20 protein-coding genes are annotated in these 20,309 nt (G+C 60.9%); 2 read left to right on the top strand and 18 right to left on the bottom strand.

Annotation, left to right across the window (positions count from 1 at the left end):
* Positions 1-39: 39 nt before the first annotated feature.
* The 12 genes from AACY30_RS00670 to AACY30_RS00725 all read right to left on the bottom strand — a co-directional run bounded on the left by AACY30_RS00670 (position 40) and on the right by AACY30_RS00725 (position 12,424).
* Positions 40-981 (bottom strand): peptidylprolyl isomerase, encoded by a 942-nt coding sequence (locus AACY30_RS00670; RefSeq protein WP_339539398.1) that lies wholly within the window; start codon positions 979-981, stop codon positions 40-42.
* The gene (locus AACY30_RS00675) at positions 978-1,436 is read right to left on the bottom strand and encodes a YbjN domain-containing protein (protein WP_049708791.1); all 459 of its coding nucleotides are present in this window, start codon (positions 1,434-1,436) and stop codon (positions 978-980) included. Before AACY30_RS00675 ends, AACY30_RS00670 begins: the two co-directional genes overlap by 4 nt.
* 20 nt (positions 1,437-1,456) lie before the next feature.
* The gene (locus AACY30_RS00680; RefSeq protein WP_049708792.1) at positions 1,457-2,083 is read right to left on the bottom strand and encodes a hypothetical protein; all 627 of its coding nucleotides are present in this window, start codon (positions 2,081-2,083) and stop codon (positions 1,457-1,459) included.
* Between the two features lie 18 nt (positions 2,084-2,101).
* Positions 2,102-3,802, bottom strand: a complete 1,701-nt coding sequence (locus AACY30_RS00685; protein ID WP_339467343.1) for a putative porin — start codon at positions 3,800-3,802, stop codon at positions 2,102-2,104.
* A 43-nt stretch (positions 3,803-3,845) separates the two neighbouring features.
* Positions 3,846-4,547, bottom strand: coding sequence for an energy transducer TonB family protein (locus tag AACY30_RS00690; RefSeq protein ID WP_339539401.1), 702 nt, complete (start codon positions 4,545-4,547; stop codon positions 3,846-3,848).
* 3 nt (positions 4,548-4,550) lie between these two features.
* Positions 4,551-4,976, bottom strand: a complete 426-nt coding sequence (locus tag AACY30_RS00695; RefSeq protein WP_010211136.1) for an ExbD/TolR family protein — start codon at positions 4,974-4,976, stop codon at positions 4,551-4,553.
* A gap of 11 nt (positions 4,977-4,987) precedes the next feature.
* Positions 4,988-6,787, bottom strand: coding sequence for a DUF2341 domain-containing protein (locus AACY30_RS00700; RefSeq protein ID WP_339539403.1), 1,800 nt, complete (start codon positions 6,785-6,787; stop codon positions 4,988-4,990).
* Positions 6,788-6,811: 24 nt separating this feature from the next.
* Positions 6,812-8,395 (bottom strand): ShlB/FhaC/HecB family hemolysin secretion/activation protein, encoded by a 1,584-nt coding sequence (locus AACY30_RS00705; protein ID WP_339539405.1) that lies wholly within the window; start codon positions 8,393-8,395, stop codon positions 6,812-6,814.
* 59 nt (positions 8,396-8,454) lie between these two features.
* Positions 8,455-9,048 (bottom strand): transposase, encoded by a 594-nt coding sequence (locus tag AACY30_RS00710; RefSeq protein WP_339539407.1) that lies wholly within the window; start codon positions 9,046-9,048, stop codon positions 8,455-8,457.
* A 290-nt stretch (positions 9,049-9,338) separates the two neighbouring features.
* Positions 9,339-10,043 carry an aquaporin Z gene (gene aqpZ / locus AACY30_RS00715; protein WP_339467348.1) on the bottom strand — a complete coding sequence of 235 codons (705 nt, stop codon included), beginning with the start codon at positions 10,041-10,043 and terminating at the stop codon, positions 9,339-9,341.
* Between the two features lie 112 nt (positions 10,044-10,155).
* Positions 10,156-11,337, bottom strand: coding sequence for a sugar transporter (locus tag AACY30_RS00720; RefSeq protein ID WP_339467349.1), 1,182 nt, complete (start codon positions 11,335-11,337; stop codon positions 10,156-10,158).
* A gap of 88 nt (positions 11,338-11,425) precedes the next feature.
* Complete coding sequence (locus AACY30_RS00725; protein ID WP_339467351.1) at positions 11,426-12,424, bottom strand: bile acid:sodium symporter family protein; 999 nt, start codon at positions 12,422-12,424, stop codon at positions 11,426-11,428.
* An 86-nt stretch (positions 12,425-12,510) separates the two neighbouring features.
* Between AACY30_RS00725 and AACY30_RS00730 the strand changes: the two genes are divergently transcribed.
* On the top strand, positions 12,511-13,299 hold the full coding sequence (locus tag AACY30_RS00730; RefSeq protein ID WP_339436941.1) for an AraC family transcriptional regulator: 789 nt from the start codon (positions 12,511-12,513) through the stop codon (positions 13,297-13,299).
* A 317-nt stretch (positions 13,300-13,616) separates the two neighbouring features.
* Complete coding sequence (locus AACY30_RS00735) at positions 13,617-14,045, top strand: hypothetical protein (RefSeq protein ID WP_339467353.1); 429 nt, start codon at positions 13,617-13,619, stop codon at positions 14,043-14,045.
* A gap of 140 nt (positions 14,046-14,185) precedes the next feature.
* Here the strand turns inward: AACY30_RS00735 and AACY30_RS00740 are convergent, their stop codons facing one another.
* Genes AACY30_RS00740 through AACY30_RS00765 form a run of 6 tightly spaced genes read right to left on the bottom strand, consistent with a single transcriptional unit; the run spans position 14,186 to position 20,109 of the window.
* Complete coding sequence (locus AACY30_RS00740) at positions 14,186-15,928, bottom strand: ABC transporter substrate-binding protein (RefSeq protein ID WP_339467355.1); 1,743 nt, start codon at positions 15,926-15,928, stop codon at positions 14,186-14,188.
* A gap of 32 nt (positions 15,929-15,960) precedes the next feature.
* Positions 15,961-16,233 (bottom strand): DUF2160 domain-containing protein, encoded by a 273-nt coding sequence (locus AACY30_RS00745; protein WP_339539409.1) that lies wholly within the window; start codon positions 16,231-16,233, stop codon positions 15,961-15,963.
* Between the two features lie 10 nt (positions 16,234-16,243).
* Positions 16,244-17,044, bottom strand: coding sequence for a carbohydrate ABC transporter permease (locus tag AACY30_RS00750; RefSeq protein WP_003232361.1), 801 nt, complete (start codon positions 17,042-17,044; stop codon positions 16,244-16,246).
* 10 nt (positions 17,045-17,054) lie between these two features.
* Positions 17,055-17,921, bottom strand: coding sequence for a carbohydrate ABC transporter permease (locus AACY30_RS00755; RefSeq protein WP_339420831.1), 867 nt, complete (start codon positions 17,919-17,921; stop codon positions 17,055-17,057).
* Positions 17,918-19,015 (bottom strand): ABC transporter ATP-binding protein, encoded by a 1,098-nt coding sequence (locus AACY30_RS00760; protein ID WP_339467356.1) that lies wholly within the window; start codon positions 19,013-19,015, stop codon positions 17,918-17,920. Before AACY30_RS00760 ends, AACY30_RS00755 begins: the two co-directional genes overlap by 4 nt.
* Positions 19,015-20,109, bottom strand: coding sequence for an ABC transporter ATP-binding protein (locus AACY30_RS00765; RefSeq protein ID WP_339539411.1), 1,095 nt, complete (start codon positions 20,107-20,109; stop codon positions 19,015-19,017). The genes AACY30_RS00760 and AACY30_RS00765 overlap by 1 nt, the downstream gene beginning before the upstream one ends.
* Positions 20,110-20,309: the final 200 nt, after the last annotated feature.

Genomic DNA, 20,309 nt, shown 5'->3' on the forward strand with positions numbered 1-20,309 from the left:
GTCTTGTCTGTCTGTGCATCCAATGCGGGTTGAAACGCGTTACTCCAGCACCTTGTTCAGCTCTGCACCGTCGATACTCAGGGTGGCGGTGTTGAGCATGCCCTCGAGGTAAGCCTTGGCGATCTGCTCCTGACGCTGGGCGCGCAAGGCCTGGGTCAGGCGTTCGCGCAGTTCGTCCAGGGTCGCCATGCGCGCCGGTTGCTGGCCGGTGAGCTTGAGCACATGAAACCCTGCGGCGCTCTGCACCACATCCGACACGGCGCCGACCTTGAGGCGCGACACCGCATTGCGCACTTCGGGCAACAGTTGCTGCAAAGGCTGCATCCCCGAGTCTCCACCTCGCGTGGCGGAGTCGGTGTCCTGGGAAAACTGCGTGGCCAGGGCGGCGAAATCACCCGGTGACGCCTGGACGCGGCGGCTCAGTTCCTGGGCCTGGCGGCGTACTGTGTCGAGGCTTTGCGGGTCATTCGCCGCGAGAAAAATCTGGCTCACCCGATACAACGGCGGCGTCATCCATTGCGACTTGCCGCTGTCGTAGGCCTGTTGCAATTCAGCCGCGCTGGGGTAGTCGGCCGGCACCTGGCTGACCGAGAGCATGTAGTCGCGAAACACGATTTGCTCAGTGGCGGCTCGCGTTTGCTGTTCCACTTCCGGGCGCTGGCGCCAGCCTTGCGCGTCGGCCTGTTCGAGCACCGCCTTTTGTGCCAGACGTGAACGGATCCAGGTCTCCAATGCACCTCGGTTACCGCGCAATTGCTCGCGTGACTCGGCCGGCAGGCTGGCAAGCACGCTTTTCAGTTCCGTGAGGTCGATCTGCTGATTACCCAGGCGTGCCACCGCTGGCCCACTCGGCGCAAGGTTGAGCACCGGTGCCGGTTGCTGAGCCGCCACCGGGTCGCTGCCCGGTCGCACGCTCAAACCCACCGCCACCACCAGCAAGGCCAGCGCACCCGCGCCGACCATCAAGGTTGGCTTTTTCACAATACGGGCGCCTCGACGTCGGCCTGGGCCTGCAACTGCGCCGCCTGCTGGCTGTATTCACGCAGGTAGACGATAAACTCCTGCAACAGGCGATCCCACAGTTCCAGCTGGCTGCGCAGGTGCGTGGCGCCCACGCCGGCCACCACCACGTCCATTTCCATCAGCAGGAATTCGCCCTGCACCGACAACCGCGCAAAGCGCCGCGATGCGTTCCATACCTGGGCCAGGCCTTCAGGCAACTCGCCCTGGATACGCAGCGCGCAGCTGTAGGTGAAATCCACATAGTTGCCCTGCTCTGCCGCCGGGTTGCCAAAGCGCACGGCAAAACCGATGCCCTGGCTGGCGCTGAGCAATTGCACGATACCGTTCTGTTCGGTCTGATTGACCCGGTAGCCCGCTTCCTGCAGCAGCTCGGTGAGGCTCTGGGTGGTGACGCTGGTGATCAATTCGCTCATGGTGATCTCTGATCTGTCTATCAATGATTGGCAGTTGCCTGGGGCGCGTCGAAACGGCTCTTGTACAAATCGTCGCCAAAGCCCTGGGCCAGTTCCTCGAACTTGACCCGCGCACTGCTGGCGAACGGCTGGCGAATACTCATCACCTCGGCCACGTCGATTTTTTCGTAGGCCGCGAGCAGTTGCTGGGCCACGCCGTACATCTGTTGATTCTTGACTGAACATTGCTGCACTTGTGTGTCACGTTCGCTCAGCTGTGCCTGCAAGCGAGCGCGCTCGGCTTCTTTACCCTTGGCGAGCACCAGCAGTTCGTCATAAGCCTTCTTGAACTTGCCGATCTGCTCATTGCTCGCCGCGACCTGGGCTTGCGCCTGACTGTGCAGGCTCTGTTGCTGGCCGGCCATTTGCTCGGCCACGCCACGGGTCTTCTCCAGCTCAGCGGTCAGTTGTTTGATTTGCACCTGGGCCTGCTTGGCCTGGGTTTCAGCGGCGATGCGCGCCGCACTGGCCTGGGCCTGTTCGCTTTGCAGCGCCTGCAATTGCTGGGTGGTGCTGCGCAATTGCGTACGCAAGCGCTCCTCCATGCCTTCAGCCGAGGCCGCCGTGGCAACAAACACCAAGAGCAACCCGCAGATTCGCGTGTTCATGTGGCATCTCCCTGCGCATCAAAAGCGCGTGTTGAGTTCCAGTTGCATCACATCGACTTCAAACGGCGCGCCATACACTTCTGATGCGCTCAACCAACGCGCACTGGCGTAGAGGTTCTTTTCGATGCCGTAGTTGGCGCCGATGAAGTACCCCTTGGCGTTGGTCCCGCCCAGGTGGAACGAGGAATCGTTGAAGCCGTCGGGCAAGGCGTCGGGCTGGATGTATTTGTAGCCAGCCAGCACGTTCCAGTCGCCGCGTTTGCGCATCTCCAGCGCGCTGCCGAGGGTCATCTGCACCATCAAGGCGTTGCCGCCACTCTCGAACTGGCCCTTGCTGTTGATGTTGTTGACGATCTCGCCTTCGCTGCGCTTGAGCATCTCGCCCTTGTCGTAGGCCAGGTTGTGGATGAAGTTGCCCTGGGTACGCAGTTTGAAGTCGCTCGGCAGTTCGGCATCCCACGCCAGGTTCAGGTCAAGCACGTCGAACTTGGACGCCAGGCCGACAAACTGCGGTTGCGGGGTCAAGCCAGGCGTGGCCGGGTTCGGGGTGATATCACGCAGCAGGAACACGCTGTTGCCCTTTTGCATAAAGGCCAGGCGCGAGCCGTCGCTGTCGCAGGCGGGCTGCCCGGCCCACGGCTCACACGCGCCGGAGCGTTGGCCTTCGATATCGTCAAAGTGGTAGTACGCCATCGCGCCTTTGATGCTGTTTTCGCGGTTGATCTTCCAGTTGGCGCCGATCTGTCCGCCAAACAGCCACTTGGTCTCGCTGTCTTCTTTGTCGAAGCCGTTGCTGCTGGCCGAGTCGGAGGTGTACTCCACCGGAAACGCGCCAAGGGTGCCGAACAGGCCCCACCCGTTGTTCAGGGCATGGTTGAAATTGGCGGCAATACCGTCGAAGTTCAGGTCACCCGAATACATCATGTCGGTGGAATAGAACGGGTTGGCGAACCGGCCTGCGGTGAGGGTCACGTCCTGGGTGGCTTTCCAGCTGAGATAGCCCTGGTCGAGCCAGATGTCCTTCTTGCCAAAGCCGCCGCCCAAGGTCTGGGTGGTGGACACCGGGTTGTTGTCGGAGCCGGTGCCAATGCGGATGCCGGCGGTCCATTCCGGCGACAGCACCGCTTTCATGCCCAGGCGCGCGCGCAGGCGGAAAAGGTTTTCGCGGTCCTTGGTGGTGTTGAGCAGCGGTGGCAGCTTGGTGTTGGTGTCTTTGTTGGTGTCGTACGGGCCGCTGTCATTGAGCTTGGCGTAGTCGACGATTTCGTTGCTGTTGTTGCCTGAGAAGTAGCGCGACTCATCCCGCAGGCGGATATCGCCGTCAAAGGTGATACGCGAGATCCAGTCCGGGAAGGTATTGGGCTGGGCCCAGTTTTCCTGCTTGGCGGTGGCCATGACCTCGGCCTTGACCTGGTCACGAATCTGATCCTTGACCGCCTGCGGCACATATTGCACACGCACATCGCCGGGCGCTGCGGCCGGGCCTGCGGCAACCACCGGCGCGGCATTGGCCTGTCGTGCCTGCTGGGCTTCTTTTTCCGCCTGGGCGATCAGGCCGTTGGCGGTTTCCTGCTTGAGCACGCCTTGCTGCACCAACAGGCGGATCAGGTTGATCGTGACGTTTTCCGAGGGCGCGACCGGGGCGGCAGTCGCCTGGCCGACCAGGGTCGCTATGACCATGCCGACCGCCAGGGTCAGTCGATTCACGGGGGAAATCATGTGTACGCAACTCCTGTAAAAAACCGTTGAAAAAAGCATTCAATTAATCCGGGCGCCGGCCTTTGAGGGACAGGCGCATGGGCAGCGTCAGCGACGCCGGCGGCTTCTGCGTGGCACGCGGTGCACGTATCAGCGCAAGCATCTGGGCATCGGTCTCGGCGTCCCCGCTGGACTTGGCCACCAGTGCTTTAGTGACCTGGCCATCGGTGCCCAACCACAGGTCTATCTGTATCGAGAAAGCCTTCTTGCGTAATTCCGGGTCTTCGCGCATCAGCCGTTGATAGGTGCCGGCCAGGTACTGCTTGTACGTGCCGGTACCCAACCCACCACCGCTGCCGGCCATGCCGCCGCCTTTGCCGGCGCCAATGTTGAAACCGTCATTGCCGGACTGTGCATCGCCATCGATCTGCATCGGGTTGGCCAGGTCTTCGTTGGGCGAAGGCGGCGCTTCCTCTGCCGGCTTGACGTCTTCGGGTTCGGGGCTTGGCACCGGCTCCGGGACTTTTTCTTCGACCTGGGGCTCGGGCTCCTTGGGTTTCTCTGGAGGCGGTGGCGGTTGCGGCGGCAACGGGATAATCGTCGGCACCTTGGGCGCTTCGCGGCGCACGCCACTCATGTCATTGGCCCACTGCCACAAAAACCAGGCCGCCACGGCGCCCAGCAACAGGCCCGCGCCCCACTTCCATGGGTGCAATGGCGGCTTCTTTTTCACGGGCAGTGGCGCGATTGGGATCTGTGCGGTCATGGCTCAGCCCTGGCTCGGTTTGCCGGTGACCAGCCCGACCTGGGACAGCTCCAGCCGGCGCAGCAAGTCGAGCACTTCGATCACCTTCTGGTACTGCACCATCGCATCGCCGCGCACGATCACTGGGAAATCGGGGTTCAGCGCTTTCTCGATACGCAGGCGTTCTTCGAGCTCGCCGAGGGTTACCGGGTAAGCGTCAAGGAACACCTGGCCGCCGTCGTTCACGGAGATCGCCTTGGTCTTGGCCTCCGACAACGACACCGAGGCGCTGGCCTTGGGCAGGTGAATCTGGATACCCGAGACCTGGGCGGTGGCGGTGAGGATAAACATCACCAGCACCACCATCAGCACGTCCACCAGGGGCGTGATATTGATGCTGTCGACGGCGGCATCATCGTCATCGTCGTGGGAGGCATTTACAGAAGCCATGGCAACTCTCCTCAGGCCGGAACCGGTGCGTGATGCGGTGCGCGGTGCGCGGCTTCACTGTGCTGGCTCTCGCCGTGCATCTCCGCCAGGCGGGTGATGAACTCGTCGACAAACACGCGCATATCCGCACTCACTTCCTTGTTACGCGTGATCAGGCGGTTGTAGCCAAACAGCGCCGGGATCGCGACAAACAGGCCCATGGCCGTGGCCAGCAAGGCCGCCGCCATACCCGGCGCGATGGCATTGATGTTCACGTCACCGGCCATGGCGGTGCCGAGGAACACCACCATGATCCCCAGCACCGTCCCGAGCAGGCCGATGTACGGGCCGCCGGCGATGGCGTTGGACAGGGTCGAGAGCTTGGAACTGAGGGCCTGGTTTTCGCGGGTGCGCACGCCGTCCATGGAGCAGCGGATCGCTTCAATAGTCGCGGCCGAGACCGAAGAAGTGTCAGCACCCTGGGCGCGGCGGGTGCGGATTTCCTTGACCGCCACCAGGTACAGACGCCACAGCGAAGAATGGGTCAGGCGCTCAGCCAATTGCGCGTCGTCGGCATACATCTCCAGGCGGGTGCCGATCTGCGCGAAATGCTCGCGGAAGACCTCGTTGGCACTGCTGAGGCGGCTGACCTGACGGTTCTTGCGCAGCATGATGACCCACGACTGGAACATCATCCCCACCAGCACCAGGATGATTACCCAGGCGTCGACGGGAACCGCGTTGAGCAGGAAGCCCAGGCTGCCGAAACCAAAGCCGGACTGTTCTTCATCCACGCCATAGGCCACCAGCTTCGACTCGGCGCCCTGGGCGCTGGCGTCGGCCAGCAACAGCGCGGCCGGGCGCGCCACTTTGGACAGGCGCAGCTCATCGATGGCGCCGGCGAAGGGCTGGTGCGTACTGCCCGCTTCCGGCAGGTCGGCACCGATGGCCAGTTGGGAATTGAACGCTGGCAAGGCCACAGCGAGGGTCGCGGTTTCGCGGCCATTCACATACAGCGAGACCTTTTCACCTTCGGCGGTGAACGCCAAGTGCTGCCATTGGCCAGGGTTCAGCGGTTGGGTCGACACGGCGCGCTGGCCGTCGATTTCCACAAACGGCATGCCTTGATTCACGCCCAGCAGCAGGTTGTGGGAGCCGTCGCGCCGGGACAGCACCACTTGCTCACCGCTCGCCTGGTCCAGGCGCAGCCAGGCACTGAAGGTGAATGCGCCGCCGGCTGCATGTTGCAAGGATGGGCTGGCCGGCAACATCAAGGGCTGGCCGCCGAACTGTAAGGCGCGGCCGATCACGCCGTCGATGCTCACGCCCGTGGCGTTCAGTGCGGTGTTGGCGTAGGCCGTGGTGTCCCGGGGCGGTGTGGCTGTGGCCCCATCAAAGTGGTAAAGCGCGGTGTAGTTCGGGTCAAACGTCAGTTGGCCGTTGGCGGAGGCCGCGGCTTTCTGATTGCCGTAGTACATCCACAGGTCCTGGCGCTGGCCGCCTTCGACCTTGGGCACATCGACCCAGATCAGCGCCATGCCCATCAACGGGTCGAAGCTTTCGATCTGGTGGTTGAACACGGTCTTGTCATCGGCACTCACAAAGCGCAGGTCGGCACCGTCTTCCTTGACCCCGTCAAAGGTGAAATTGCCCGTGTGCAGGCGCACCAGCAGCGCGGTTCGGCCCAGGGCCTGGTTGATCGCGGCGCCTTGGGCGGTGGTGTCTACCGAGATCTGTTTGCGGTAGTGCCAATCGTCCTGCCACCAGGCATGGGCGGTGGCCGGGAGCGCGAAGCCCAGGCAGATCAACAGGCTCAGGAATAGGCGTTGCATGGGTGAAATCTCCGGAAGAAAAAGTCAGAAAGTCGCCTGCACACTGAAGTGCAGTCGCGAGTCCTGTTTCTGGGTGTTCGGTCCATCGAGCAGCGGGTAGCCCCAATCCAGGCTGCCGGACAACCATTTGCTCAAACTGGCGCGGGTGCCCAGGCCGACACTGGCCAGGCTGTATTCGTCTTCTTGCTCAGGCAGCGGGTCGTGCAGGCGCATGCGCGCGCCTTCGGCGAACGCGTAAAAGCGCCACTCCTGCACATAACTGCCGAGAAACTTGGCCAGGGACGGCGTGCGCAGTTCCTGGGAGAGCAAGTAACCCTCGTCCCCGGTACGTTCGGCCGCCAGGTAGCCGCGCACCGAGGTGGCGCCGCCGGCGGAATACTGCTCGTTGGAGACCAGCGGCCCCGAGGCGAGTTGGAAGCCACTTTTGGTGGCTGACTGCCAATCGTTGGCGAAGGTGTAGGTGTAATTCAGATCACCCTTGAGCACGGCAAAACTGGCGCTGGCCTTGTAGCGCTTGTACTCGAATTCTTCGGCGTCGCTGCCGTAGCCGAAGAACGCGCGGGTGCCCACCACCAGGTTCAGGCCCAAGCCCAACTGTGATTGCTCGGTGTAGCGAAAGCCGTTGTAGTCAAAGGTGAGTGGTGCGTATTTGAGCGGCACCTGGTCGCTGCTGGCGCCGAATTTCAGCTGTTCGTCGAAGTCCTTGAAGTCCACGCCGAACGAAAACGAGTTGGCCCAGTTGCCCGCCGCCGGCAGGTTGTAAATGGCCGACACGCCGTAGGAGTGGCCCTTGCCCAATACGTTGCTACCGCCGAGGGTGGCGATGTTGCTGTCTGACTGGTAACCCGAGAACTGCAAGGTCCAGCGCTCATCCAGCGGCGCGCTGTAGGCGCCCGACCAGACCTTGGCATTGGCGCTGTCCTGGGGCGCGGTGAAATAGGTCAGCGAGATGCTGTGGCCCAGTTGCCACAGATTGTCGTAGCCGAGGGTCGCCACCGAGCGCAGCTTTTCGGTGTCGGCGCTGTAGTCGTTGTTAAGGCCAATGCTGGCGTGCCAAGGGTTCTGGTCTTCCACCTGCAAATCCACATCCATGGTGCCGGGGCGCTGGCCTTCGCGCACCAGCGGCGTGACCTGGCGCCCGGCACTGCGGTTGAGGCCGGCCAACTGGGTTTGCACCGTGGCAAAGTCTGGCACCGCGCCCTCTTCCAGCGCTGGCACCTGCTCGCGGATTTCCACCGGCGAATAGTGCTTGGCGCCGACCACACGCACGCGTCCCACCTTGGTTTCGCTGACTTGCAGGTAAACGATGCCGTCATCGACCTTCTGCTCCGGCAGCTCGACAAACACCGACTGATAGCCGCGTGACTGGTAGATCTTCTGCAGCGCATCGCGTGCGCCTTCGATATCGCCCAAGGTTTTTTGCGGACCGAGGAACGGGTACACCGCCTCCTCGATCGTCGCCGCATCGAGCACCGTGTTGCCGCGCACGAAGTACTCGTTGACGTCGACCTTGCGTGCCGCTTGCTCTTCCTCGGCCAACGCGATTTGCGTCACGCTCCCCAGCGTCACGCAACACAGCGCCAGCGTTAATTTGAACAGATGCTCCACACCGCCCCCTGACATTATGATTTTTTGCGCCGCCACCGATTGCCCGGCATGCGGCCTGCTCAATTGCTGGTGATCGAGGTGTTACCGTGGCGTGCCAGCCAGGTGTGCAACAGCGCGAAGTTCAGCGAGAACTCCGGCATGTGCAGCAAGGCGCCACAAAACACGTCATCGATGATTTTCTGGATGAGTTGCACCGCACGCGGGTTATTCAGCAGCGTGGCGATGTCGCGGGTGAGCACATGAATGCTCCAGACCTTTTGGTTCAGGTCCAGGCCGACGAACCAGCGAAACAGCAGGTTGTAGTTCAGCTGTTCATGCAGTTGCTGCTCGCTGGGTACCGAATACAGCAGTTGCAGCAAGAGGACTTGCAGCACGGTGTGCGGGGCGATCGACATCGCGGATTCGGCCACCAGCCACTCACGGTGCTGGTCGAGCACTTCGTCGATCTGCGGGCGCAGCAACACCAGGGAATGGCCCGCCGGGATGTAGCTGGACACTTCCTTCAACGCGCCCTGCCAGTCGTCCTGAGAGACAATCCACACCCACGGCGCACCGTAGCGGTAAACCGAAACCGGCTTCTTGCGCGCGGCTTCAACGATCTTCGACAGGCGCTGGTCGAGCTCCTGCATGCCTACTTTCGAGTAACGTTCCATAGTTCCCACTTGCCCCACTCCTGGCGTCTTGCTGACGGCTGGGGAGGCAGCTTGTGGCGGCCTCCAGCGCGTTACATAGGAGAGACAGGGGGGGCTGGGAGCTACCGAACTTTTGTCATGAAAGCTTCATTTTGGATTGGGTGGGGGGCAATTCTTGGTGGGGTACATATCCGTTATTTGAGTAACGGCTGATAGGGCTTCCGCCCTTACCGCGGGGCACTTTGGAAAAGAGCCGGAGCCAACACTGTCGAGCGTTAAGGCTGTACCGATTTTCTCAAATGTATAAGGTTTCAAGCCGGCTTTTGCTCGCCCAAAGTGCGAGCTGCCAACGCTCCCAACACCCCGCCAACAACCGGCGACACCCAGAACAACCACAGCTGCGCCCTATACTCGCCCCCGGCAAACAACGCCGGCCCGGTGCTGCGGGCGGGGTTCACCGACGTATTGGTCACCGGGATCAGAACCAAGTGAATCAAGGTCAGCGCCAGGCCGATGGCAATCGGCGCAAAGCCAGGCACAGCACCAGGTGCTGTCACGCGCATGATGATGAATACGAAGAAAAACGTGGCAATCAGTTCGGCCAGCAACGCCGCCTTCATGTCGAAGAGGCCTGGGCTCAATGGGCCGTAACCGTTGGCGGCAAAACCACCCACAGCGAAATCCGGCTGCCCGCTGGCAATCAGGTACAACGCCGCAGCAGCGACAATCGCTGCGCTGACCTGCGCCGCGATGTACGGCAGCACATCCCCCGCAGGAATGCGGCGCCCCGCCCATAGGCCAATGGTCACTGCAGGGTTGAAATGCCCGCCGGATATTCCCCCTACCGCGTAGGCCATGGTCAATACCGTGAGACCAAACGCCAGCGAAACACCCACAAAACCAATGCCCAAGTCCGGGAATGCCGCCGCCAGAATGGCGCTGCCACAGCCGCCGAATGTCAGCCAGAAAGTACCCATGAACTCTGCGGTCAAACGCTTGTGCACAATCAACTCCATTGCTGTTCAAGTGCCGTCACCACAGGCGGTGGGCGGTCCTGGGCGACGGTAGCAATGGGTATCAAAATACTGTGTAAGACTTGTCTGGTCGTAGGAGCGAGCTTGTTTGCTCCTACCTGGGCACACCCGGCCCAAACTGCCTGATCGCCAAGCAGTAACCAATCAACGCCACCGCCGCCAGCAACCCGCCCGCCGCGCCGACCCAGGCGAAGCCGAACTGGCTGCCGACCCAGCTGCCCATCAGGGCGCCGCCGCCGATGCCGATGTTGTAGATGCCGGAGAACATCGCCATGGCCACGTCGGTGGCATCCGGTGCCAGCACCAGCACTTTGGACTGCATGGCAAGGCCAAAGCCCATGATCGCCATGCCCCAGAAAATACTCAGCACCACCAGGTAGGATTGCGCACCGCTCAACGGCAGCAACAGCGCCAGGCACGCGGCCAGGATAAATACCGCGCTGACGACGAATACATGCGGGTTGAAGCGGTGCACCAGGCTGAACAGCAGCGAGCCGATGATGCCCGCGCCGCCGAATACCAGCAGGATCAGGGTCACCGCGCTGCCGCTCATACCGGCCACGCCTTCGACGAAGGGTTCGATGTAGCTGTAGGCGGTGAATTGCGCGGTGACGGTCATCGCGGTAAGCACATAAAGCGCTACCAGCGCCGGGCGCTTGAACAGCAGCGGCAGGCTGCGCAGGGAGCCGGAGTTCTGGCTCGGCAATAGCGGCAAGGTGCGCGCCAGCCAGAACACCAGCGCGGCAGCGAAGGCGCCGATCACCAGGAACGTGGTGCGCCAGCCCATGGCTTCGCCGAGCAGGCGACCCAGCGGAATGCCCAGGACCATCGCCAGGGAAGTACCGGTGGCCAGAAGGCCGAGGGCTTGCACCTGCTTGCCTTCCGGCGCCAGACGTACCGCCAGCGACGCGGTGATCGACCAGAACAGCGCATGGGACAAGGCAATGCCGATGCGGCTGAGCATCAGAAGGCCGAAACTGTTGGCGACACTGGAGAGAATGTGGCTGACGATAAACATGCAAAACAGCACGATCAGCAGCTTGCGCCGTTCGATGTTGCGGGTGAGCAGCATCACCGGCAGGGAGGTCAGGGACACGATCCAGGCGTAGATCGTGAGCATCAGGCCGACGCTGGACACCGGCATGTCGAAGCTGGCACCGATGGCACTGAGCAGCCCAACGGGCACGAATTCGGTGGTATTGAACACAAAGGCGGCCAACGCGAGGGCGATGACCGGTTGCCAATTGGTTTGGGGGGTTGCGGCTGAAATGCTCATTGACGGGTCGGTCTACTCAGTTTCCGCGTTGATCAAGCCGGCCCAGTGCCGGCCCTTGAGCAGCGCGGAAAAATAGTAACACGACGCCTCAAGGATCGACTTGCGCCGTCAACGCCTGAATCGATTCTGGCCGATTGGCGTAACGCTGGGCCAGTGCCGCGCACACCATCAGCTGGATCTGGTGAAACAGCATCAACGGCAGGATCAGTACGCCCATGGTCGCGCCGGCAAACAGCACCTGCGCCATCGGCACGCCGGTCGCGAGGCTCTTCTTCGAGCCGCAGAACAGAATGGTGATGCGGTCTTCCTGGTTAAAGCCGAAGGCCTTGCCCAGCACCGCCGACGCCACCAACACCAAGGCCAGCAACACGCAGCAGGCCACCACCAGGCCGCCCAGTTCCCACAGAGGGATCTGGTGCCAGATGCCTTCATTGACCGCTTCGCTGAACGCGCCGTACACCACCAGCAGGATCGAGCCTTGGTCGACGAATTTCAGCCAGGATTTATTGCGCCCCACCCACTCACCCATCCAGCGACGCGCGATCTGCCCGGCGATGAACGGCAGCAGCAATTGCACGCTGATTTTCAGGATTGCGTCGACGGTCGAGCCGCCGTCACCGTGCACGTCGAGCAGCAACGTCACCAACAGCGGCGTGAGGAAGATGCCAAACAGGCTGGAGGCCGCCGCACTGCAAATCGCCGCCGGGATATTGCCGCGTGCCAGGGACGTGAAGGCAATCGCCGACTGCACGGTAGCCGGTAAAGCGCAGAGGTAGAGCATGCCCATGTACAGGTCGTTGCCGATCAACGGTGACAGCAGCGGCTTGAGCGCCAGGCCCAACAGCGGGAACAGCACGAAGGTCAGGCTGAACACCAGCAGGTGCAGGCGCCAGTGACCGGCGCCAGCAACAATGGCCTGGCGCGACAGCTTGGCGCCGTGCAGGAAAAACAGCAGCGCAATAGCCAGGTTGGTGACCCAGCCGAAGGCCACGGCGGTCTGGCCGCTGGCGGGCAACAGGGAGGCGAGGATCACCGTGGCGATCAGCGTCAGGGTGAAGTTGTCGGGCAGGAAACGCGGGCGGGTCATAAGCAGGATCTTCCAGGGGTTGCCAAGAGCGTCACCGCGACTCTAACGTAACGGTTTATTACCGACTAACGCCAATGAGCCAGTAAATGCCGCCTAAAGGACATGACAAGACCGTCCGCCGCAGTGTGCCCGGGCTCTCCAGCCTGCCACGGCCGGTGTATGGGCGCACTGAATCGCTGCCCAACCGTGCGCTGACCCGTCGGCACAGCCACCCTTGGGTGCAATTGTCCTACGCGATTTCCGGGGTGCTGGAGATCCAGACCAGCGTCGGCCGTTTCGTAGCGCCGCCACAGCGCGCGGTGTGGATACCGGCAGGAATGCCACACCGCGTGTTCAGCTCGCCCCACACGGAAATGCGCAGCCTGTACCTCGATTGCAGCGTCACGGCCTGGGCGGCTGAGCGCTGTCATGTGTTGGAAGTGAGCAGTTTACTGCGCGAGTTGATCCGCAGCTTCAGCGAACTGCCGGTGGAATATGCCGAGGATGGGCCGGATGGGCGTTTGGCGCAGGTGGTACTGGACCAACTGGCGGCGGCGCCGCAGGTTGATTTGATGCTGCCGCTGCCACTGGACCCGCGCTTGCGCCAGATCTACCGCAGTTTAAACCTGCACCCGGAGCAGCAGACAACGTTGGGCCAGTGGAGCCAAAAGCTGGACGTGAGTGAGAAGACGTTGAGCCGGTTGTTTTTGAGGGATACCGGGCTGACGTTTCGCGCATGGCGCCAGCGCTTGCGGTTGCTCACCGCCCTGCCCGCCCTGGAGCAAGGCGAGCGGGTAACAGATGTCGCGTTGGGGTGTGGGTATGAGTCGACGTCGGCGTTTATCAATGCGTTCAGGCAGCAGTTTGATGCGACGCCCGGAGAGTTTTTCCGCTGACCCCTCAAACACTGCAAATTCACTTTTGGGGGGGTCAGCTACCGTTACCACTGTGGGCTTCTTCAAAGAAGTAGTCCTTCCAGCTGTCGGCCTTGTTTTTCAGCACGCCAGCGAGGCAACCAGAAGGGTCCAAGAGAAGCGCTTGAGGGTGATGGGGGTTCTGCCGCACTTTTGAGAAGGTGAACGAGGGTAGCCACGATTTTTAAGACGAGAAAAGAATATCGAGGTCTATTGTTATGCAAATCACCCACAAACAGGCGCTCGGCTGCTATTGTGCCGCGCTTTGAAAAACCGCCGAATCTGCGAGGAAATGGACGTTGAACACTGACGAAAAAATGACCGGGGACCTGTTCGAGGTGGATAAGCGCCTGTCACTCAAACCCGTGGTGGACTTCAACGCCTACCTGCGCAGCGCTTTCGGCGAAGGCCCGTGCACCTGCATCCGCTGCACCGCCAGCCAGGGTGATGAAACCGGCTACGCGTTCCAGCACACCTTCACTTTTGACGGTAAACCTACCCACCGCCGCTTCGCCACCACCGCCGGCAGTGATGTGTTGCAGGCACTGAAGAAAGCCTGGTTGTCGTACACCAAGGCCGAGTTGCCGTTGAGCGGCGTACTGGCGCTGGAGACGGTGAAGGAGTTTGTCGAGCCACAACTGCATAAACGCCTGGCACCGCTGTTTTTGGCCAGTGAGTTGGTCAAGGATGTCGAGGGGGAGTTGCTGGTTCAGCCACAGGCGGCGTGATCGTCAAGTCACCGCAGGACAACAGGTGGGAGCTGGCAAGCCAGCCCCACCTTTGATTTATATCGTTCTGAAATTTGCATGCTGTGAGTGTCGGAAAAACAAAACGGCACCTGAGTGCCGTTTTGCTCCACTCAAAGCGCTTACTTACGCGCCGCCTCCCACGACTTGAGCAGGTCGCTGTAGCTCACGGTCTCGCCTTTGGGCTTCTCATTCGCCAGTTTCGGTTTTGGCGCGCCCGGCTGGTCGAACCAGTATTGCGCGTCACGCTCGGGGTTCATTTTCGGACCGCACACCGGCTGCACCTTGGAGCGTTCCAGGCGCGCCATGATCGCGTCTTGCTCCTTGGCCAGGTTGTCCAGCGCTTGCTGCGGGGTTTTCTCGCCGCTGGCAGCAGCGGCAATGTTGCTCCACCACAGTTGCGCAAGGCGTGGGTAGTCGGGCACGTTGGTGCCGGTTGGCGACCATTCGGTACGGGCCGGGCTGCGGTAGAACTCCACCAACCCCCCCAGTTTCGGCGCCATGTCGGTCATGGCCTGGGAGTTGATGTCGGACTCACGAATCGGCGTCAGGCCAACGATGGTTTTCTTCAGTGACACGGTCTTCGAGGTCACGAACTGCGCGTAAAGCCAGGCCGCGAGTTTCTGTTTCTCCGGCGTCGACTTGAGGAAGGTCCAGGAACCTACGTCCTGATAGCCCTTCTTCATGCCCTTTTCCCAATACGGTCCGACAGGTGACGGCGCCATGCGCCATTTCGGCGTGCCGTCGGCATTCACCACCGGCAGGCCCGGTTTGACCATATCGGCGGTAAACGCGGTGTACCAAAAGATCTGCTGGGCGATGTTGCCTTGGGACGGCACCGGGCCGGATTCGGAGAAGGTCATGCCCGCCGCTTCCGGTGGCGCGTAGGCTTTCATCCAGTCCACGTATTTCTGTGTGGCAAATACCGCGGCCGGGCCGTTGGTGTCGCCGCCACGGGTGACGCTGGAGCCCACCGGGTGGCAGTCCTCCACGCGAATGCCCCACTCGTCCACCGGCAAGCCGTTGGGCAGGCCCTTGTCGCCGCCACCGGCCATGGAGAACCAGGCATCGGTGAAGCGCCAGCCCAGGGACGGGTCCTTCTTGCCGTAGTCCATGTGCCCATAAATGCGCTTGCCGTCGATTTCCTTGACGTCTTCGCTGAAGAACTTGGCGATGTCTTCATAGGCCGACCAGTTCACCGGCACACCGAGGTCGTAGCCGTATTTTTCCTTGAACTTGGCTTTCAGCTCCGGACGCTCGAACCAGTCGGCGCGGAACCAGTAGAGGTTGGCGAACTGTTGGTCGGGCAATTGGTAGATCTTGCCGTCCGGCGCAGTGGTGAATGAGATGCCGATGAAGTCCTTGAGGTCAAGGGTCGGTGAGGTGAAGTTCTTGCCTTCATTGGCCATCAGGTCGGTGATAGATTCGGTCTTACCGTAGCGAAAGTGCGTACCGATCAGGTCCGAGTCATTGACCCAGCCGTCATAGATGTTCTTGTCGGACTGCATCTGGGTTTGCAGCTTCTCCACCACGTCGCCTTCCTGCAGCAGGTCGTGGGTCAGATTGATCCCGGTGATTTCAGTGAAGGCCTTGGCCAGCACCTTGGACTCGTACTCGTGGGTGGTGAGGGTTTCCGACACCACGTTGATCTTCATCCCACGGAAGGGTTCGGCGGCTTTGATGAACCACTTCAACTCTTCGAGCTGTTGGGCTTCGGTGAGCGTCGACGGCTTGAACTCGCTGCCGATCCATTTTTTTGCGGCATCTTCATACGCATCGGCCCAGGCCGAGGCGCTCAAACCGCTGAGGGCCAGTACGGCGGCCAATGAAATGCTATGTCGCAGCTTATTGTTTTTATTCAACATAGAGACCTCCAGGTGGTTTATTCACAAGGGCTTCAGCCCCAACGCATCACACTCAACAGCCATACCAGGGAGAGCGCGGACGCCACCCAGATGCTCCAGTCGGTAACGCCGATGACCAGCAAATGCAGGTAAGCGCTACCGAGAAGACCGATAAACAAACGATCACCACGGGTGGAGCTGATCGGCAGAAAACCCCGCCGGGGGATACTCGGCGAGCGCAGTTCCCAAGTGGTCATGCCCGCCAGGATCAGGGCTATGCCGCCAAAGAACAGCGCCGTGGGGGTGGTCCAGGCCATCCATTCCATCATCGACTCCTCAGACCCGGCCCAGGGCAAAGCCCTTGGCCACGTGGTTGCGAACAAACCAGATCACCAGCATGCCGGGAAGGATAGTCAACACCCCCGCCGCCGCCAGTACGCCCCAATCGATACCCGACGCCGAGACCGTGCGCGTCATCACCGCCGCAATAGGCTTGGCGTTGACCGAGGTCAGGGTGCGCGCCAGCAGCAGTTCGACCCAGGAAAACATGAAGCAGAAAAACGCGGTCACACCGATACCGGAGCCAATCAACGGGATAAAAATCTTCACGAAAAACTTAGGAAACGAGTAGCCATCGATGTAGGCGGTCTCGTCGATTTCCTTAGGTACGCCGGACATGAAGCCTTCGAGGATCCACACCGCCAACGGCACGTTGAACAGGCAGTGCGCCAGGGCGACGGCGATGTGCGTGTCAAACAGACCGATCGACGAATACAGCTGGAAGAACGGCAGCAAAAACACCGCCGGCGGCGCCATACGGTTGGTCAGCAGCCAGAAAAACAGATGCTTGTCGCCGAGGAAACGGTAGCGCGAAAACGCATAGGCCGCCGGCAGCGCCACGCTCAAGGAGATCACCGTGTTCAGGCTCACGTAGTACAGCGAGTTGAGGTAGCCGGTGTACCAGCTTGGATCGGTGAAGATCACCTTGTAGTTGGCCAGGGTGAAATCCTGCGGAAACAGCGTCAGCCCGCCGAGGATTTCGGTGTTGCTCTTGAAGGACATGTTCAGCAGCCAATAGATCGGCACCAGCAGGAACAGGATGTAGATCAGCAGCGGTATAAGCTTGCGCTTGCTCATGTTGGCGGCCTCAGCGATTGGCGTCGGAGTGGGTCATGGCGGTGTAGAACAGCCAGGACACCAACAGAATGATCAGGAAATACACCAGCGAGAATGCCGCCGCGGGGCCCAGGTCGAATTGGCCTACGGCCATCTGGGTCAGTGTCTGACTCAGGAAGGTGGTGGCGTTACCCGGTCCACCGCCCGTGAGGACGAAGGGCTCGGTATAGATCATGAAGCTGTCCATGAAACGCAGCATTACCGCGATCAGCAGCACGCTTTTCATCTTCGGCAACTGGATATGTCGGAAAACTGCCCAGGCGGATGCCCGATCAATCCGCGCAGCCTGGTAGTACACATCCGGAATGGCGCGCAGTCCCGAATAACAGAGCAGCGCTACCAGCGAGGTCCAGTGCCACACGTCCATTACCAGCACGGTGACCCAGGCGTCCGCCGTGTTGGCCGCGTAGTTGTAGCTGATGCCCAGGGCGTTGAGGCTGTAACCCAACAAACCGATGTCGGCGCGCCCGAAAATCTGCCAGATAGTGCCCACCACGTTCCATGGAATCAGCAGCGGAATGGCGAGGATGATCAACACCAGCGACGACCAGCGGCCCTTGGTCGGCATGGTCAGGGCGATGGCGATGCCCAGCGGGATTTCGATCAGCAGCACGCAGGCCGAGTAGATGAACTGACGCAGCAGCGAGTCATGCAGACGCGGGTCGAGCAGCACTTGCTTGTACCACTCCACACCGACGAAGTAGCGGCTGGATTGGTCAAAGATGTCCTGCACCGAGTAGTTGACCACGGTCATCATCGGGATGACCGCACTGAACGCCACCAGCAGGAACACCGGCAACACCAGCCACCAGGCCTTGTTGTTCTGCACCTTGTTCATGGCAGCACCTCCTGCAGGTAATCGTCGGCATACACCATCAGCCATTGCGACGGGAAACTGATGGAAGCCTTGCCTTCGGGCACCGCTTTATCTTCGGACAGACGCACTTTGAGCGTGGCGCCGTCAAGGTTGAGGGTGAGGATCTTGTAGGTGCCGAGGTCTTCAAGGTGTGTGACATCAGCCTGCAGGGCGTCAGGGTTGTGCTCGTCCCACACGTGGATAAATTCCGGACGAATACCCACCTGCAATTTCTTGTAATCGATGCTGGCAATACGTTGCTGCAAAGCCTCGGACAATGGCAGGTGAGTGCCGGCAAACCGTACCCCACCTGCCTCGGCCTGCACCTCGATCAGATTCATCCCAGGGCTGCCGATGAAATAGCCGACAAAGGTGTGGCTCGGACGTTCGAACAAGTCACGGGGCGTGCCGAACTGCACGATCTGGCCGCCGTACATCACCGCGATCTTGTCGGCGAAGGTCGAGGCCTCCAACTGGTCGTGGGTCACGTAGACCATGGTGATGTTGAATTGCTCGTGGATCTGCTTGAGCTTGCGCCGCAGCTTCCACTTGAGGTGCGGGTCGATCACCGTCAGCGGTTCGTCGAACAGGATCGCCGACACGTCGTCGCGCACCAGGCCACGGCCCATGGAGACTTTCTGCTTTTCGTCGGCGGTGAGGTTGCGTGCTTTTTTGCTCAACAGGCTGTGCAGGTCGAGGACTTCGGCAATTTCCTGCACCTTGCTGTGAATTTTCGCCTCAGCCATGCCCTGGTTGCGCAGGGGAAATGCCAGGTTGTCGAACACCGTCATGGTGTCGTACACCACCGGGAACTGGAACACCTGGGCAATGTTGCGTTTTTCCGGAGTGAGTTCGTTGACCACCTTGCCGTCGAAGAGCACCTGGCCTTCAGACGGGCTGAGCAGGCCGGAGATGATATTGAGCAAGGTCGACTTGCCGCAGCCGGACGGCCCGAGCAAGGCGTAGGCTCCCCCCTGCTCCCACACGTGGTTCATTTCCCGAATCGCGTAGTCCTCAGGACCAATCGGCGTAGGGCTGTAGCTATGCGCCAGGTTCTGCAAATGGATCTCGGCCATCAGGCAACCCTCGCGACACGGCGCCCGGGAGCCTGGACCAAACGGCCTTGGCCATCGAACACAAACAGTTTATGAGTGGGGATATACACGCGAATCGGCGCGTCGACGTCGTATTCGTGCACCCCCGACAGGTGCAGCACCAGCAGGAAGTGTTCGCTGCGTACGTGCAGGAAGGTTTCCGAGCCGCTGATCTCCGCGACTTCCACGGTCACCGCCAGTTCCAGGTCGTCGTCGTTGCTCGGTACCAGGCTGATATGGCTAGGGCGTGCGCCAAAACGGAAATCGCCTTCGCCGATGGGGCGCAGGTCGACGTTCAGCGGGAAGTGCACGAAATTGGCGAAGCTCACTTCGTTGCCACTGATACGCCCTGGCATCAGGTTGATCGGCGGTTCGGAAAACAGCTCAGCGGCCAGCACGGTCTGCGGCTGGTGATACACCTCGGCGGCTTTACCGCTCTGGATCACCCGGCCTTCGTGAAGAATGGTGGTGGTGCCACCGAGGGCCAACGCTTCATTGGGCTCGGTGGTGGCGTAGATGGCAATGGTGTGACGTGCTGCGAAGAGTTCGCGCATTTCCTGACGCAGCTCTTCGCGCAGTTTGTAGTCCAGGTTCACCAACGGCTCATCGAACAGGATCAATTCGGCGTCCTTGACCAACGCGCGGGCCATGGCCGTGCGTTGCTGCTGGCCACCGGAGAGTTCCAGCGGGTGGCGCTGGAGGAATTTCTCGATGCGTAGCATCTTCGCGGTTTCCAGCACCTTGCCCTGGATCACCTCGTCGGACACACCAGCCTGGCGCAACGGCGAGGCGATGTTCTCAAACACGGTCATGGTCGGGTAGTTGATGAACTGCTGATACACCATCGACACGTTGCGCAGGCGCACCGGCTTTTGCGTGACATCCACACCGTTCATCAGGATGCGGCCACTGCTGGGTTTGTCCAAACCGGCCATCAGGCGCATCAGACTGGTCTTGCCGGACAGGGTGCGACCGAGCAGGACGTTGAAGGAGCCGGCTTCGAAACGCAGGTTGGCGTCGTCAATCCAGGTTTGGCCTTCGACAACGTGGGAGACATTTTCCAGGGTCAATGACATGACACGACCTTTTTTATTATTGGAATGAATCTGGCGAGATGTCAGAGCGAGTTTCGTGCCAAAACCGCAAGTGTTTGATGCGCAAGGAAATGGGCTGAATGGGATATTCAGGTGTGAACAGAAATGAACAACGCAGGCTGAACAACTGAACAATCAGCGCCTTGACAATGAACAGTTATGAACAACACTCTCATCAACAA

Origin of the sequence: Pseudomonas sp. RA_5y_Pfl1_P24, assembly GCF_963970945.1 — a bacterium.
GTDB lineage: Bacteria > Pseudomonadota > Gammaproteobacteria > Pseudomonadales > Pseudomonadaceae > Aquipseudomonas > Aquipseudomonas tritici.

Excerpts from the sequence above, each read along its gene's own strand:
- AACY30_RS00680 (WP_049708792.1), bottom strand. The coding sequence starts at position 2,083 with ATGAACACGCGAATCTGCGGGTTGCTCTTGGTGTTTGTTGCCACGGCG.
- AACY30_RS00695 (WP_010211136.1), bottom strand. The coding sequence starts at position 4,976 with ATGGCTTCTGTAAATGCCTCCCACGACGATGACGATGATGCCGCCGTC.
- AACY30_RS00685 (WP_339467343.1), bottom strand. The coding sequence starts at position 3,802 with ATGATTTCCCCCGTGAATCGACTGACCCTGGCGGTCGGCATGGTCATA.
- aqpZ (WP_339467348.1), bottom strand. The coding sequence starts at position 10,043 with ATGGAGTTGATTGTGCACAAGCGTTTGACCGCAGAGTTCATGGGTACT.
- AACY30_RS00710 (WP_339539407.1), bottom strand. The coding sequence starts at position 9,048 with ATGGAACGTTACTCGAAAGTAGGCATGCAGGAGCTCGACCAGCGCCTG.
- AACY30_RS00725 (WP_339467351.1), bottom strand. The coding sequence starts at position 12,424 with ATGACCCGCCCGCGTTTCCTGCCCGACAACTTCACCCTGACGCTGATC.
- AACY30_RS00720 (WP_339467349.1), bottom strand. The coding sequence starts at position 11,337 with ATGAGCATTTCAGCCGCAACCCCCCAAACCAATTGGCAACCGGTCATC.
- AACY30_RS00760 (WP_339467356.1), bottom strand. The coding sequence starts at position 19,015 with ATGGCCGAGATCCATTTGCAGAACCTGGCGCATAGCTACAGCCCTACG.
- AACY30_RS00765 (WP_339539411.1), bottom strand. The coding sequence starts at position 20,109 with ATGTCATTGACCCTGGAAAATGTCTCCCACGTTGTCGAAGGCCAAACC.
- AACY30_RS00700 (WP_339539403.1), bottom strand. The coding sequence starts at position 6,787 with ATGCAACGCCTATTCCTGAGCCTGTTGATCTGCCTGGGCTTCGCGCTC.
- AACY30_RS00690 (WP_339539401.1), bottom strand. The coding sequence starts at position 4,547 with ATGACCGCACAGATCCCAATCGCGCCACTGCCCGTGAAAAAGAAGCCG.
- AACY30_RS00730 (WP_339436941.1), top strand. The coding sequence starts at position 12,511 with ATGCCGCCTAAAGGACATGACAAGACCGTCCGCCGCAGTGTGCCCGGG.
- AACY30_RS00750 (WP_003232361.1), bottom strand. The coding sequence starts at position 17,044 with ATGAGCAAGCGCAAGCTTATACCGCTGCTGATCTACATCCTGTTCCTG.
- AACY30_RS00745 (WP_339539409.1), bottom strand. The coding sequence starts at position 16,233 with ATGGAATGGATGGCCTGGACCACCCCCACGGCGCTGTTCTTTGGCGGC.
- AACY30_RS00740 (WP_339467355.1), bottom strand. The coding sequence starts at position 15,928 with ATGTTGAATAAAAACAATAAGCTGCGACATAGCATTTCATTGGCCGCC.
- AACY30_RS00755 (WP_339420831.1), bottom strand. The coding sequence starts at position 17,921 with ATGAACAAGGTGCAGAACAACAAGGCCTGGTGGCTGGTGTTGCCGGTG.
- AACY30_RS00675 (WP_049708791.1), bottom strand. The coding sequence starts at position 1,436 with ATGAGCGAATTGATCACCAGCGTCACCACCCAGAGCCTCACCGAGCTG.